This window comes from Onishia taeanensis (assembly GCF_003268885.1).
Classification (GTDB): domain Bacteria; phylum Pseudomonadota; class Gammaproteobacteria; order Pseudomonadales; family Halomonadaceae; genus Onishia; species Onishia taeanensis_A.
Genome location: NZ_QLSX01000005.1, coordinates 225824 through 241044, shown reverse-complemented (window position 1 = coordinate 241044; position 15221 = coordinate 225824). Strand labels below are relative to the sequence as shown.

Annotated in this window: 10 protein-coding genes; 5 read left to right on the top strand and 5 right to left on the bottom strand. The window is 65.9% G+C overall.

Annotated features, from left to right (window positions below; all coding sequences use genetic code 11):
* Positions 1-67: 67 nt before the first annotated feature.
* From BCL93_RS09085 to BCL93_RS09075, 3 genes are all read right to left on the bottom strand, one after another.
* Entirely contained in the window at positions 68-2437 is a 2370-nt protein-coding gene (locus BCL93_RS09085) for a copper-transporting P-type ATPase (protein WP_220086258.1), read from the bottom strand.
* A 375-nt stretch (positions 2438-2812) separates the two neighbouring features.
* Positions 2813-3760 carry a ketopantoate reductase family protein gene (locus tag BCL93_RS09080; RefSeq protein ID WP_112054953.1) on the bottom strand — a complete coding sequence of 316 codons (948 nt, stop codon included), beginning with the start codon at positions 3758-3760 and terminating at the stop codon, positions 2813-2815.
* Positions 3757-5805: a DNA topoisomerase III gene (locus BCL93_RS09075; protein WP_112054952.1), complete on the bottom strand. Its 2049-nt coding sequence runs from the start codon at positions 5803-5805 to the stop codon at positions 3757-3759. The genes BCL93_RS09080 and BCL93_RS09075 overlap by 4 nt, the downstream gene beginning before the upstream one ends.
* Before the next feature lie 135 nt (positions 5806-5940).
* Here BCL93_RS09075 and BCL93_RS09070 point away from each other — a divergent pair, with 135 nt between their 5' ends.
* The gene (locus tag BCL93_RS09070; protein WP_112054951.1) at positions 5941-7188 is read left to right on the top strand and encodes an ABC1 kinase family protein; all 1248 of its coding nucleotides are present in this window, start codon (positions 5941-5943) and stop codon (positions 7186-7188) included.
* Positions 7189-7215: 27 nt separating this feature from the next.
* Here the strand turns inward: BCL93_RS09070 and BCL93_RS09065 are convergent, their stop codons facing one another.
* Positions 7216-9153 carry a hypothetical protein gene (locus BCL93_RS09065; RefSeq protein ID WP_112054987.1) on the bottom strand — a complete coding sequence of 646 codons (1938 nt, stop codon included), beginning with the start codon at positions 9151-9153 and terminating at the stop codon, positions 7216-7218.
* A 256-nt stretch (positions 9154-9409) separates the two neighbouring features.
* Between BCL93_RS09065 and BCL93_RS09060 the strand changes: the two genes are divergently transcribed.
* Positions 9410-10306, top strand: a complete 897-nt coding sequence (locus BCL93_RS09060; protein WP_112054950.1) for a homocysteine S-methyltransferase family protein — start codon at positions 9410-9412, stop codon at positions 10304-10306.
* Positions 10307-10486: 180 nt separating this feature from the next.
* Positions 10487-12313 (top strand): SEC-C domain-containing protein, encoded by a 1827-nt coding sequence (locus BCL93_RS09055; RefSeq protein WP_112054949.1) that lies wholly within the window; start codon positions 10487-10489, stop codon positions 12311-12313.
* 123 nt (positions 12314-12436) lie between these two features.
* Here the strand turns inward: BCL93_RS09055 and BCL93_RS09050 are convergent, their stop codons facing one another.
* On the bottom strand, positions 12437-13801 hold the full coding sequence (locus BCL93_RS09050; RefSeq protein ID WP_112054948.1) for an AmpG family muropeptide MFS transporter: 1365 nt from the start codon (positions 13799-13801) through the stop codon (positions 12437-12439).
* A gap of 253 nt (positions 13802-14054) precedes the next feature.
* Here BCL93_RS09050 and rfaH point away from each other — a divergent pair, with 253 nt between their 5' ends.
* Positions 14055-14612 carry a transcription/translation regulatory transformer protein RfaH gene (gene rfaH, locus BCL93_RS09045; protein WP_112054947.1) on the top strand — a complete coding sequence of 186 codons (558 nt, stop codon included), beginning with the start codon at positions 14055-14057 and terminating at the stop codon, positions 14610-14612.
* 37 nt (positions 14613-14649) lie between these two features.
* Entirely contained in the window at positions 14650-15156 is a 507-nt protein-coding gene (locus tag BCL93_RS09040; protein WP_112054946.1) for an FKBP-type peptidyl-prolyl cis-trans isomerase, read from the top strand.
* The last annotated feature ends 65 nt before the right edge of the window (positions 15157-15221 follow it).

The window sequence follows — 15221 nt, the reverse complement described above, 5'->3', positions numbered from 1 at the left end:
TCTCGAGAGTGCTGTTGGGCAACGCTGGCTTGAGCGCCAGCGTGCGCTTCGATCACAAGATGTAGGATCAGATGTTTGTTCGGCGCAGTCGCAGGGCATTGCCCACCACCGACACCGAGCTCAATGACATGGCCGCGGCGGCGAAGATCGGCGACAGCAACAGGCCAAAGGCGGGGTACAGCACCCCGGCGGCAATAGGCACACCGAGGCTATTGTAGGCGAAGGCAAAGAACAGGTTCTGCTTGATATTGCGCATGGTGGCGCGACTCAGCTTGCGTGCGCGCACGATGCCCATCAGATCGCCCTTGATCAGGGTGACGCCGGCACTTTCCATGGCGACATCGGTGCCGGTCCCCATGGCGATGCCCACCTGGGCCTGGGCGAGCGCCGGGGCGTCGTTGATGCCGTCGCCGGCCATGGCGACGAAGCGCCCCTCGGCCTGTAGTGCCTTGACCTTCTCGGCCTTCTGCTCAGGCAATACCCCTGCGATGATCTCGTCGATCCCTAATTCCTTCGCTACGGCCTCCGCCGTGGTCTGGCTGTCACCGGTGAGCATGACGATGCGGATGCCTTCCTCATGCAGGGCGCGAATAGCTTCAGCCGTAGTGTCCTTGATCGGATCGGCGACAGTGACGAGCCCCGCAGCTTTACCATCTACCGCCACGAACATCGCCGTCTTGCCCTCGGCCCGTAGGGATTCGGCACGCTCCGTGAGCGACGAGGCTTCGATATCCAGGCTTTCCATCAGGGCGCGGTTGCCCAGTGCTACCTGCTGTTCGCCGACCCGACCGGTGACGCCTTTACCGGTGACGGACGCGAAGTCGGTATAGCGCTCAAGGGTGACCTCGCGCGTCTCGGCGCCCTGGACGATGGCAGCGGCGAGCGGATGCTCGCTGCCACGCTCCAGTGTCGCCGCCAGGCCCAGCACCTGCGATTCCGAGAAGCCTTCGGCGGCCACCACGTCCTGCAACCTGGGGTGCCCCTCGGTGAGGGTGCCGGTTTTGTCGACAACCAGGGTGTCGACATCGCGAAGCGTTTGGATCGCCTCAGCGTTCTTGAACAGCACGCCCATCGACGCGCCCTTGCCACTGGCGACCATGATCGACATCGGGGTGGCCAGGCCCAGCGCACAGGGGCAGGCGATGATCAGCACCGCCACGGCATTGATCAGCGCATAGGCCATCGCCGGTTCGGGCCCGAACAGACTCCAGATGATGAAGGTAGCGACGGCCGAGAGCACCACTGCCGGCACGAAGTAGGCGGCCACCACGTCCACCAGGTTCTGGATCGGGGCGCGGCTTCGGCTGGCTTCGGCGACCATCTGCACGATCTGAGCGAGAAGGGTGTCGCTGCCCACCCGCTGCGCCTCGATGACCAGCGCGCCGGTGCCGTTGATAGTGGCGCCGATGACCTTGTCGTCAGTCTTCTTCTCGACGGGAATCGGTTCCCCGGTGATCATTGACTCGTCCAGCGAAGAGTTGCCCTCGACGACGACGCCGTCCACCGGTACCTTCTCACCGGGATGAACCCGCAGGCGGTCGCCGATCTGGACCTGCTCCAACGCCACGTCCTCCTCGCTGCCGTCGTCGCTGATCCGGCGGGCGGTCTTGGGCGCCATCCCCAGCAGCGCCTTGATCGCGGCGTTGGTCTGGCCGCGGGCCCGCAGCTCCATGACCTGGCCGAGCAACACCAGGGTGACGATCATCGCGGCGGCTTCGAAGTAGACGCTGACCTGGCCGGTCTCGTCGCGGAAGGAGAGGGGGAATATCTGCGGAAACACCGCGGCAATCACGCTATATAGGTAGGCGACGCCCGTGCCCAGCGCGATCAGGGTGAACATGTTTGGGCTTGTGTTGATCACCGAGCGATAGCCGCGCACGAAGAAGGGCCAGCCGCTCCACATCACCACCGGCGTGGCCAGCGCCAGCTCCAGCCACACCCGGATGCCGTGAGGCACCAGAGCCCCCATGTCGACGCCGGGCACCATCCCGCCCATGGCCAGCAGGAACAGCGGCACGGTGAGCGCGACGCCAACCCAGAAGCGGCGGGTCATGTCGATGAGCTCGGGGTTCTCCTCGGCATCGGCGCTCACTTGCCGCGGCTCGAGTGCCATGCCGCACTTGGGACACTCGCCGGATTCGTCACGGACGATCTCCGGGTGCATGGGGCAGATCCACTCGGTTTTCTGCGACGCAGCCGTCGGCGCCATCGGCTCGAGTGCCATGCCGCACTTGGGGCACTCCCCCGGCTTGTCTTTGATGACCTCTGGATGCATCGGGCAGGTGTAACGTCCGTCCGGCTCGCGACCACTCTGTTGGCTTGCGAGGTGGCCGTTGTGCTGGTTGGCGTGGTGGTCTTGGTGGTGGTCCGATTCACCACTGTCTTCCGGCAATGCCGAAGCATCTCGTTGACCATGTTCGTGATCGTGCTGCGTCATGGGCTTGTCTCCGTCGCGTCCCTGTCGTGCTTCAAGTTCGTTTCCCACCTCTAGCCGGAGTGAAACAAGTAGAAGGAGAAAGAACTCCCCTGCGGGTATTTAGCCTTTATCTACAGCAAGCCTAGAACCCTTGTGTTACCCAAGGGTCAAGCAAAATGTCATGAACATGCCCGCCGGTGCATGGCGGGGCGCTGCTTGGCCAGGCATGGCGGCCTAACGCGACGATTAAAGAGACAGGGGGACGGAAGGGGGACAGGAGGGGAGTAGACGAGGAAGAATCAGCGCCGCCGTGCAGTGCCTGGCGGCGAGGGCCGCGCGCTATGCGTACCCGCCTTTTGGGAACAACTTTTTTCGATTCAATTTTTTCTCATAAAACTAAGGCGTAATGGCCCAGAGGGCGTCAAGCCTGGGGGTGGCGATGGCGTGACGCCGGGCGGCCGCCCGCAGCGGGCCGAGGATGGCATCGACCTCGGTGGGCCGGCCCGCCAGCACGTCCTGGAGCATCGAGGCGCGATTGTTGGCGGTGCCCGCGACCACACTCCACACCAGCGCCGACCAGCCGTCGGGCGGGGCGGGGATTCCCTCTGCTGCCATGATCCAGGCGAGTTCTGTTACCAGCGCCTCGACCATCGGCCGGAAGGGACGGTCCCTGAGCTGGCCGTTGCGGATCCGAAAGCGCGCCACCAGCGGGTTGATGGCGGCATTTACCGCGAGCTTGTGCCACAGCCTGACGCGGATGTTATCGACTGCCTGGCAGGGCAGGCCCGCTGCACTCAGGGTGCTGGCCAGCGACTCGGCAAGCTCAGGGTAGGCGCCGTCGAGGTGGCCGATCACGGTGCGACCATGGCCGGCGTGCACCACGGCCTGACGCTGTGGCGTGTCGTCCACGAAGGCGCCCTCGGTGGTGCTGGCGCAGAGCACCGGGCCGGGCCAGGACCGGGTCATGGCCTCCTGAACGCTAAAGCCGTTCTGCCACAGCACCAGCGGTGTGCTGGCAGGCACTCGACCGGTCAGGGCTTCGATGGCCGCCTCGGCACCATGTGCCTTGGTGGTCAGGTGGATCATCGCCGGGGGCGTCGCCGGCAGGGTCTCAAGCGTGGCGCCGGGCAGTGCGCGCGCGAGGTGCTCGCCCTCGGGCGTGGTCAGGGTCAGCCGGCCTGGCGGCTCGCGACGCCCAATCAGTGTCACCGGCACCTGGGCCGCCAGCTGCATGGCAAGCAGTCGTCCCACGGCCCCGGGGCCGAGGATCCAGTGGCTGGGCCGCTCGGGTTGCGCCTGGTGAGCGGGGCGCGCGTGCGTGGTGCTGTCCGTCGTCGTGTTCATGCGTCGTCCGTCTTCTTGCCGCGCCGGCCCGAACCGCCGGCCTTGCGTCGCGTGCCTGCGCTGCCGGTCGTCTTGCCGGCAGTGCTCTTGGTCGATGAGCTATTGGTCGCTGCGCCCTTGGCAGAGGTGCGCTTGGAAGAGGCGCGGGCCCCTTTTCCCGTGCCCTGCCGGCGCGTCTTGCGCCTCGACGTGGCGGCACTCGGCGCGGCCGGGGCGACACCGCGTGCGTCACTCAGGGCGCTGCGCATGCGCCCGGCATCGGCAGCGCCCAGCAGGCTTCGCAGGTCCTCGACCAGGCCCGAGAGGAAGGGCGACGGGTCGCTGCCGGTCTCGGCGATGTCGGTCAGGCGCTGCTCCCAGAGCGCGGTGCGCTCGGCGCGGCCGACCGCCTCGGGCAGGGCGTTGATCAGCGCATGGCCGATCTGGGTGGCGCGCAGGGCCTGCTGCTGGCGCACCAGATAGCCGCGATCGAGCAGCGTCTCGATGATGCCGGCGCGGGTCGCCTCGGTGCCCAGGCCATCGGAGTCCTTCAGGGTGCGCTTGACCGCCGGATCCTGAACATAGCGGGCGATGTTCATCATCGCCTTGATCAGGCTGGCATCGTTGAAGGGTTCCGGCGGCCGGGTCTCGCGATCCTCGACGCCGACCTCCTGGACGCTTGCCGGCTCGCCCTCTCGCAAGGGCGGCAGCGGCGGTGCCTCGTCGCGGGTGGTGAACAGCGGTTTCCAGCCCGGGGCGAGAATCTCCCGGCCCTGGGCGCGAAAGCGCTCCTCGAGAAGGGTGAACTCGGCCTTGACCTCGCGGGTCGCAAGCGGCGGATAGAACTGCGCCAACACGTTGCGGGCGATCAGCCGGAAGACATTGGCCTCGGTGGCCGAAAGCCGCGAGAAATCGGGTCGGGTGCCGGTGGGCGACAGGGCGTGGTGGGCGCTGACCTTGGCATCGTTGAAGGCCTTGGAGCGCAACGAGAAATCGGCGCCTGCAAGCCAGGGGCCCAGGGTGGCATCGCCCTGGCAGGCGTTGGTCAGCGCCTGCCTTGCTGGGCCATGGTGAGCGGCGGGCAGGTAGCGGCAGTCCGAGCGCGGATAGGTGATCAGCTTGTGGCGCTCGTAGAGGCTCTGGCAGGTATCCAGCACCGCCTTGGCCGACAGCTTGTAGCGACGGGCCGCGTCGACCTGCAGCGCCGACAGGGAGTAGGGCAGCGGGGCGGCCTGGCGGCTCTTCTTGGCAGTGAGCGAGGTGAGCCTGCCCTGGCTGCCCGGCAAGCGTGCGGCCAGCGCCTCGGCGGGGGCGCGCTCGAGCAGGCGACCCTGGTCATCCAGCGGGTGATGCTCGCCGGGCTGCCACCAGGCCCGCAGGCTGCCATGTTCGACGGCCAGATCGACCCACAGCACATGAAAGGGGCGTGGCGTAAAGGCGGCAATCTCGGCGTCGCGGCGCACCACCAGCCCAAGCACCGGCGTCTGGACCCGGCCCACCGAGAGCACGCCGTCGTGCCCCGCCTGGCGACCGGTCAGGGTCCAGGCGCGGGTCAGGTTGATGCCATACAGCCAGTCGGCCCGGGAGCGGGTCTCGGCGGCCCGATACAGCGCCTGAAACTCGGCGTTGTCGGCAAGCTGCCCGAGTGCCTTGACCACCGCCGGGCGGTTGAGGTCGTTGACTAGCAGCCGCGAGACCGGCCCGCGCCACTTCAGGTAGTCGAGTACTTCCTGCACCAATAGTTGGCCTTCACGGTCCGGGTCGCCGGCGTGCACCACGCTGCTGGCCTCCTTGAGCAGCCGACGAATCACCGCCAGCTGGCCGCGCGCCTTGGGCCTTGGCATCAGGCGCCAGGGGTCGGGAAGGATCGGCAGATGATCGAGGCGCCATTGCTTGAGGGCCGGGTCATAGGCATCCGGCGGCGCCTGCTCGAGCAGGTGACCCAGGCACCAGGTCACGGTGGTATCGCCGACCGTCAGGGCGCCGTCACTGCGCTTGGCCTGACCGGGCAGGGCATCGGCGATGGCGCGGGCAAGGCTCGGTTTCTCGGCGATAATCAGGCGCATGGGAGCCTCATGAGAGTGAATAACGGGATGCAGGGCGAGCTCGCCACCTTGTCAAAGTAATGGACATTCTTCCAGTATCTTGCCCGGCTCGCCAGGTGTAACCTGAAGCCAAAATCGTACAAGGTTTGTATCACTATGCGTGAGCGCGGCAGAACGCGACGGCTGCTGGGACTGGGGGCAAGAACCGGCGGCGCAATGCTCAAGATCCGCCTGGGGGGCGAAGCCGACTGGCGCTCGTTGGGCGAGGCGCTGTTCGAAGGGCTCTCTGAACTCAAGGGGCCGGCCATGAAGCTCGCCCAGGTCATGTCGCAGTGGGATGACCTGCTGCCGCAGGAGCTTGCCGACGAGCTCGCCCGGCTGCAGCGCCAGGCACAGCCGATGCCCTGGGCGAAGATCCGCACCACCCTCGAGGCCGAATACGGCGATCTCGACGCGCGTTTCGCACAGATCGAGGAGCGCCCCTTTGCCAGCGCCTCCATGGGTCAGGTACATCTCGCCACGACTCTCGATGGCGAGACCCTGGTGCTCAAGGTGCAGTATCCGGGACTTGTCGATGTCCTGGAGAGCGATCTTTCCCAGGTGCGCCGGATGATGCGGCTGGGACGTTGGTTCAAGGTGCCCCAGGCGCGCCTGGATGCGCTCTTCGAGGAACTCGCCGAGAGCCTGCGCGGTGAGCTCGACTACCGGGCCGAGGCTGCAGCCCTGTCGCGCTATCGGCAGCGCTACGCGCAAAACAATGATGTCGTCATCCCGGCGCCGATCGAGGCGCTGTGCACCTCTCGGGTGCTGGCCATGTCATACGTGCCGGGCACGCCGCTGCGTGAGATGGATCAGGCGGATGATGCCCTGCGCCAGGCCGTGGCGGTTCGCCTCGCCGACTGGATGACCGATGAGCTCTTTACCTTCGGTGAGCTGCATGCCGACCCGCATGCCGGCAACTTTGCCGCCGACGCCGAGGGGCGCTTGATCATCTATGATCTTGGCGCAGTGATTGCGGTGCCCGAGGCGCGGCTTCGGCAGATGCTCAGGCTGCTCGAGGCCACCCTGGAGGAAGACCCGATGGCCATGGATGCGGCTCTGCTGGCGATGGGCGGGCGTCAGGGCGAAGGGGCGCCGCTGAGTCTGTACCGTGACAGCGCCGCGGCCGTCGCGCCGCTGTTCGCGCCCGGTGAGCAGGATCTTGGCGATGTGCGGGTGCACCGGCGCCTCCGCGAGCTGAGCCCGCGAGTGTGGGCGGCGATGGATCGCCTGCAGCCGCCGGCGGATATGTTGCTGCTGTCACGTACGCTCAACGGCCACTATTGGAACCTGGTACGCCTGCAGGCCCGGCTGGACATGGCCGGGCGGGCTCGGCCGCTGCTTGAGTGGGCACGGCAGGATTGAGGCGCCTTGGACACCCCAGGGCCCGCCTCAGCGGCGTTCGCCGCCTTTCAGGCCCAGTGCCCGGCGCGCCTTGACCAGAGCGCGGTACCAGTCCCGGTGGGGCTTGCCGACCATCGGCGGACGCTGGCTCAGATAGCTTATGTTGGGCGTGTCAGTGCCGGCATGACTGGCATGGTAGTTGGAGAGCATGGTCAGGGTGGCTTCCCGAGCCCCATAGTGCTGGACCAGGAAGTCGATGGCCTCGGGTTCGAGCTCCACGTGATAGTGGCGCACCAGCGCCAGGGCGAGCTGCTCGGCGGGGCGCGACAGGTCGACCTCGATCTCCTTGACCATGGCGGCCCCCATTGCCGCCTTGGCAGCCGCCGACAGATTAGGCTCGAGCTGGCCGAAATCGGCGGCGTTGGTGCTGTTGATGGCGCGCTGCACCGCCGGTCGAGAAAGATGGGTATGCGGCTCAAGCGCCAGGGCGATCTCGACCGCCAGGCGCTTGGACACCCCGCCGCCGATTGACAGCCGCCGCTCGCGTTCGATGCCCAGCGTGGTTCGGCGATGCTGATCGAATTCGCTGCTGCCCAGGTGCTTGACGAGCCGCTTGCAGACCTTGGCCTTGGCTTCGTCATCGAGCTCGATGACGTGCTCGCGGATGCGCAGGCCGCGCCGGCCTGGACTCAGCTGCAGGCGGGCCCCGTCGCTGTCCTGGGCATGGCTGATGCGCTCCCAGCGCTCGACCATCTTGAGCAGCTGGGCATGATGGCGACCCACTTGCTCGTAGGCTTCCGATACCTGCTTGTGCAGACGCACGGCGTTGGCCAAGAGCTCGGCCTTGTGATCCAGGGCACGGCGATGCTGGCTCTGGCCGCTGCGCACCGCCTTGGCCAGATGCTGGATCTGCTCGGCGAGTGCATCCATAGCGTTGCGCGAGCGCTCGACCAGTACCTCGGCGCGCAGCCCCGAGGCGGAATCCTCGACCAGGGTGCCCGACTGCTCGGCGAGATAGGCCATCAGGGCCTTGAGGCGCGAAAGGCCGGTGGCCTGAGCGATACGGTGCCGGGCGCGGGCCTGTTCCAGGGCATCGAAGGCCTGCGCCAGCTTCCAGCGGCCCTTGTACTCGAAGGTCAGCATGGGGATCTGTCGGCCGCTGATCAGCTCGAAGGCCAGGATCAGCATCTCTTCCACGTCCTGCAGCGTCATCAGGAGCTCGTCGTCCTGCTCGATGGCCGCCAGCACGCGCTCGATGAAGTTGTCATCTCGCGAGACCCCGTGCTGCAGCGCCGGCGCCTGGCCAGTGAAGCGCGCGCGCAACAGGTCGGTGGCCTCCGGGGCCAGCGCGGCGAGTTCCTGGAACTGCGGTTCCAGCGTCTCGCCGTAGAGCGCGATCATGTCGCGGATACGGGCATGCAGGCCGACTCGGCGGTAGATGTCGATCTGGCTGATGATCCGGGCGCTGTCGCGATCATCGAGCAGCTCAAGGGCGGCAAGCTCAACACCCTCGGGTGACAGGTCCTGCTTGCGCAGCAGCATGGCGGCGGCCTCGCGACGCCGGGCGTCGCCCTCGAGGCTTTCGACGATCAGGTCGCGCGTGGTCAGCAGCAGATCCGGCAGTGCCTTGATGACGCGCTCTATCTTGGCGGTGGTCTTCTCAGCGTGTCGCGCCCCAGTGAACTGATGCACCAGGTTGGCGATGATGCCGGTCGCGCCGGTAATCACTGTGTAGCTGATAAAGAAGATGTAGTTATCGGCGGTGGGCGCGCGCCCGTAGCCCAGCAGGTAGCCGCCCCAGGCGCCCAGCAGGGTGACGGGACCGGCGGTCCACAGGATCTGCAGCAGGCTGACCGACCAGGGGACCTTCTCCACGGCGCGGGTGATGCGATCAATCTCGTCGCGGCCTTCGCGTTCGAGGCGGACCTGAGATGTCTCGTGTGAAGTGTCCTTGCCACGGCGGCGAAAGGGAATGGGTACGAGCACGGTAGCCTTCATCAGCATCAAACGGGGAAGCCGACAGCCGTCGGCGGGCGACACATTAGCACCCCTCATTCGAGGGCAACAGCCCTATCATGAGCATGCTAAAATTCCCCACCTGTCGGGTATCCGAATCATGCGTCGATGGGCTCATGCGCCTGAGTCTGGAGGTCGCTGCTCACGAGTGTACGGCCCGTCTGTCGAATGTGAAGTCGTGATGCGAGACGCTATTCGAATCGTTATGCGAGTCAGGAGTCAGTGTATGTCATCGATCGTGCTGCTGGACGGCGGCATGGGCCAGGAGCTCGTCCGTCGTGCTGGCGAGCCGCCCACCCCGCTCTGGTCCACCCATATCCTCAAGCAGCACCCTGATCTGGTGCAGGGCCTTCATGAAGACTTCATTCGGGCCGGCGCTCGAGTGATTACCCTGGCGACCTATACCGCCACGCCGGAGCGCCTCTCCCTTGCCGGACAGGCCGAGACTCTCGAGATGCTGCATCAACGGGCGCTGGAGCGGGCGCAAAAAGCGGTCGCCGCCTGCGGCGAGGACGTGGCGATTGCCGGCTGCCTGCCCCCGCTGGTCGCCAGCTACCGGCCCGATCAGTCACCCGCTGGCGAAGTAGCCGTGGCCAGCTATCGGCGTATGGTGGCTGCCGGCGAGGGCGTTGATCTGTGGCTGTGCGAGGCGATGGCTTCGCTTGACGAGATGCGCTCGGCGGTAACGGCGGCATCGGAGACGGGCCTGCCGGTCTGGGTCGCCGTAACGCTCGATGATGCGCATCCCGACCGGCTGCGCAGCCATGAGCCGCTGGCCGACGCGGTGGCGCTCGCGGAATCGCTCGGCGTGCAGGCGCTGCTGCTCAACTGCAGTCAACCTGAAACCATCGAGGCCAGTCTCGACGTGCTGACCGGTTTCTCCGGGGCGACCGGCGCTTATCCCAATGGGTTCACCTCCGTCGAGGCGTTGGCCCCCGGCGGCACCGTCAGCGCGCTTGAGGCACGCCATGACCTTGACCCCGAGGCCTTTACGCGCACGGCAACGCGCTGGATCGATCACGGCATCGAGATCATCGGTGGCTGCTGTGAGGTGGGGCCTTCGCATATCGCGCGACTGGCCAAGGCGCTTGGCGAGCGCGGGCATGCGCTGGTGCGGCCCTGAGGCCAGCTTCTTCAGGCCGCGATACCCGAACCGGGTGATAATGGCCAATGAAACGAAGGCGAGTCTGATACAGGGCAAGCGAGTCGGGTCGACAATAGTGAGGGGCCAAGGGCGGCATGGTAGCATGCTGCCCTTCGGTGCAGGTTCGGCCTGCGCAAAGCCTCGGTGAAGGGAGAAGACATGCTGGCGGTATGGGTAGAACAGTTGCTGGGCTTCGCCTCCGGCGCACTGACGGCGATTCGAAACAACGAGCATTACCCGTCCTTTATGGCCTGGGTGCGCGAGGACGGCCCGGCGCTGGTCGGTGGCAAGCTCTCGCTGGCACAGGCGCTGGGCCCGGAGCTGTGGTCGCAGACGCCGCTCGAGCGACTGGATTTTGCCTGCGAGCCGTTGGCGCGTCCGGGGCGCAACGAGCCCTGCTGGTGTGATTCCGGGCTCAAGACCAAGCAATGTTGCGGGGCCGAGCGCTTCCCGGGGCCTATACCCGGTCACCTTATGTGGATGCTGTCGCTGCGCGAATGGAAGGGCGACACCCTCAAGGCGGCGCTGGATAGCGGTCGGGCGCCGGCCCAGGCGCTGCTCGAGGCAGGGCTGATTGCCGCCGAGGGCGGCCAGCGAGGCCGGGCCCAGCAGATTCTCGAGGCGCTGTTCAATACCTCCGATTGGGAACGTCTTCCGGAGCAGGCCGAACCGGCCTTCGAGCTCTTGATCGATCTCTATCAAGAGCGCGGCTTTCATAAAAAGCGCACCGCACTGCTTGATGATGTGCTCGATCGAGGCCCGCTCTTCCTGCGCGGCGTGGCGCTCGAGCGACTGTGCCTGATGTATCTCGACGACGATGACCTGGCAAGCGCCCGTGAGGCCTTCGTGCGCGCGCAGCAGGCGCTGCCTGACTCGCCGACCCTGGCCTATATCGAGGCCATGCTGTTGCTTCACGAAGGCAACGTCGAAGAGGCCGCCGAGCGGGCGCGGTTCTGGTTCCGTCGGCTGTCGCGCCGCGGCGATCTTGATCCAGAGCAGCTCGAGTTCCTGGCCGACCTGGCCGAGAACCCAGGCGCCACCCTAGCCGAGCAGATGGTCAGTTCCGAAGAAGATCTGGCCGACCCCCTGGCGGCACTGCAGGCGCTGCTCGAGTCGCTGCCGACCGCGCCACTTCTCGAGTTCACGCGCACCGCCGAGGGCAGCCTCGAATTCCATACGACCGCCCGTCAGGACACGCTGTTTGCCGCCTGGCAAAAGCACTTCCAGGTGCTGGTCGATGAAGAGGCGGCACTGGGCTTCGTCGATGACCCCTGGCCCCATGCCAGCGACTGGCTTGGCGAGCTGTGCGCGCATCCCGAGTGGCTCGATTCGCCCCAGGTCGTGCAGTCGCTGACGCTGGCCCTGACCAGCCGCTTTGGCAGTCTGCCGTGGATGGCGCCGAGTCTCTTCGAGCCACTGGCAGTCCGTCTGGAGCGCTGGTTGACCCAGCTCGAGAGCGAAGGGGGAGGCGACTTCGAGTGGGACGCCGCCGATAATGCCGTTCTGCTGCGCACCGGCCTGGCGCTGGTGGTGGGCATGGAACGTGGCGCCCGTGAGCGCTCACGGGAGCTCGCCGAGCGGCTGCTGACGCTGGACGCCCAGGACTCGCTGGGGCTGCGTGAGCTGGTGCTCGACCAACTGCTGCGCGAGAGCCGCAACCGCCGGGCCCTCGAGGTCAGCCTGCAGGCCAGCGAGACACCGCCTCTGCTGGGTGTGCTGATGGGCCGGGTGCTTGCGCTGTATCGTCTCGAGCGCCTCGATGAGGCCCGCGAGGCGCTCGAGGAGGTTCGCCGGATCAACCCTCACGTGATGGCGATGCTCTGCGACCCACGCGGTCGCGAGGTGCGCGGCCGCCAGGCAGATGCCCCCGAGCCCGGCAGCCGCGCCGAAGCCTGGCAGTATCGCACCCTGATGCGTGATCAGTGGTCCAATACCCAGGGCGCTCTGGGCTGGCTGGATGCGCAGCGCCATAGCCTCAAGTCCTGATGGCGTTGGTCACGTCTACGCCGAATAAGCCTAAGCCCTAGTCGGCCTGGGCTAGCGTTACCCATCGTCCGGTTTCGGGCGATCACAGATCGGGCCGCGATGCATATCGCGGCCCGATCTGCATCAGTTGCTGGGTGTCGGCTGGGCCAGCAGCGCGGAACGACGGTGGATCCACAGGGCCAGCAGGATCGCCGGCAGGCCGAGGGCCGATGCTGCCACGAAGAAGGTGGGGTAGCCCTGGGCGGCGACCACCATGCCGCTGAAACCGCTTAGAAACTTGCCGGGCAAGGTCATCAGCGACGAGAACAGCGCATATTGGGTCGCGGTGTAGGCTCGCGAGGTCAGGCTCGACAGGAAGGCGATGAAGACGGCACTTGCCAAGCCATTGGCCAGGTTATCGGCGGTGATGGTTGCCACCAGCATCGGCAGGCTGTCGCCGGCCAGGGCCAGCGAGGCGAACAGCAGGTTGGTCAACGCCGCCGCCATGGCACCCAGCACCAGGATCGGTCCGATTCCGTAGCGCACCACCAGCAGCCCGCCAAGAATCCCGCCCCCGATACTCATGGCGATGCCGAAGACGTTGGTGACGTTGGCAATGGTGGCCAGCGAAAAGCCCAGGTCGATATATAGCGGGTTGGCCATCGAGGCCATCGCCAGATCGCTGATGCGAAAGACCCCGACGAAGACCAGCAGCCACAGGGCCTTGACGCCATGACGGGCGAAGAAATCCGTGAAAGGGCAGACCACCGCGCCAATGGCCCAGGCACCGAGACGGCGCAGCCCCCGGTGGCGACCGCGGGTCGCCCGCAGGAAGGCCCGCACCCGGGGCTCGTGGATCAACTGTACCGACAGCGGCGACCGCTTGGGCTCCGGGCGCAGCAATACCGTCAGCATGCCGACACTCACCAGCGCGGCCATGGCGAGGTAGGCGGCCTGCCACGAGACCAGCGAGGCAATGTATAGCGCGCCAGCGCCGGCGGCGATCAGACCGCCCCGGTAGCCGATGATGTAGGTCGAAGACATGGCGGCCTGGACTTCCTCGGCAGCGGACTCGATGCGAAAGGCATCGATGGCGATGTCCTGGGTGGCCGAGCCGAAGGCCACCAGCAGAGCGAATGCCGCTACCACGGGCAGGTGGCCCTGAGGGTCGAGGCTGGAAAGGCCTATCAGCCCCGCGGCGATCATTGCCTGAGCGAGCAGCATCCAGCTGCGTCGCTGGCCGAGCAGCGGTGTCAGCCAGGGCAGCGACAGACGGTCGACCACCGGCGCCCAGAAGAACTTGATCGAATAGAGGATGCCGATCCAGGAGAAGAAGCCGATGGCCGCCACCTCGACGCCGTCGCTGCGCAACCAGGCCGAGAGGGTGGAGAAGACCAGCAGAAACGGCAGGCCGGCGGAAAACCCCAGGAACAGCATGGTGATGACCGGTGCGCGCAGGTAGACCGCCAGGGCGTCGCGCCAGCTTCGGCGTGGGGATAACGAGGGCATCAAAACACTCCGGAAAAGGGTGGGGCTTACACGTGGTCGGTGGGGCAATGCTAGAATGATGTATGACCGCGTCGCATGACGCTATTGAAAATCAAATACCTATCGCTGTTCATGGACGGCGGCGACAGGCCGTTAGTCGCCAGATGGCCGTTTATGAAGTCCACGATGTACGTGCGCCAAGAGCGACGAATACGCTAAGTGTGACAATCGCTGCAGTCGCTGCCAAGGATGCGCGCGAGGAGAAGGGAGACTTATGAGTGATGCCATTGATGGCCAGGGGCATGATGCCGATGGCGTCGAGAGCGATGCCATTGCGCGCTGGTATGTGATCCAGTGCAAGGGAAGTGAGTCGTTTCGTGCCGCCGAGCATCTCGCCAATCAGGGCTTTGATGTCTTTCATCCGGTACTTGAGGTGCAGAAGAAGCGCCGTGGCAAACTTGCCTGGATTGCAGAGCCGCTGTTTCCCTATTATCTGTTCATTCGCCTGGATCGCATCGCCAGCAACTGGCGTCCGATCCGCTCGACTCGTGGAGTGCTCAAACTGCTGACCTTCGGCGACGAGCCGGTGGCGGTAGCCGATAGCCTGATCGAGACCCTGAGGCGCAATGCCAGTACATCGCCGGAGAACGAGACGGCCAACGTCTATTTCCGCGCCGGCGAGAGCGTCGAGATCATCGAGGGTCCCTTCCAGGATCTCAAGGCGGTCTTTGAATCCCAGAAAGGCGAGGAGCGTGCCATCGTGCTGCTCAACATGCTGCACAAGCAGCAGCGCTTGGAAATGCCCATCGCCCAGCTACGCCGCACCCAGTGAACGTAGGGCTGCGCGTCCAGTATTAGGAGTGTTCTACATGCAAATCGCCCCTCATCGGGTCGTCAACCTGCACTATCGCCTGACGGATGCCGACGGCACCCTGCTCGATGACTCCCGCGCCCGTGAGACTCCCCTCGAGTATCTACACGGCCACGTCAATATTGTGGCTGGCCTGGAGAGCGCCCTAGAGGGCCAGGCTCCCGGCGCTACCCTGAGTGCCACCCTGGGCCCTGATGACGCCTATGGTCAGCGAGACGAAGCCAAGGTGCAGGAAGTGGGTCGAGGCTCGTTTCCGGTCGCCGAGTTGACCCCCGGCATGCGCTTTCAGACCCCCGGTGAGGATGGCCCTCAGGTTGTAACGGTGCTTGAGGTCGGGGCCACCCAGGTCACCGTCGACACCAATCATCCGTTGGCAGGCGAGACCCTCACCTACGATCTTGAGGTTTTGTCGGTGCGTGAAGCGACTCGGGCGGAGCTGGCCAAGGGCCATCCGCTGCCGGAAGGCACCGATCATGCCAAGGTCGAAGATCGCAAGGTGCTGTGACGGCGGCGCGCAAAAACTGATCCACATCAAGCCCTTGGAGTGCTATGTGGCCGAGGCTTGAGAAA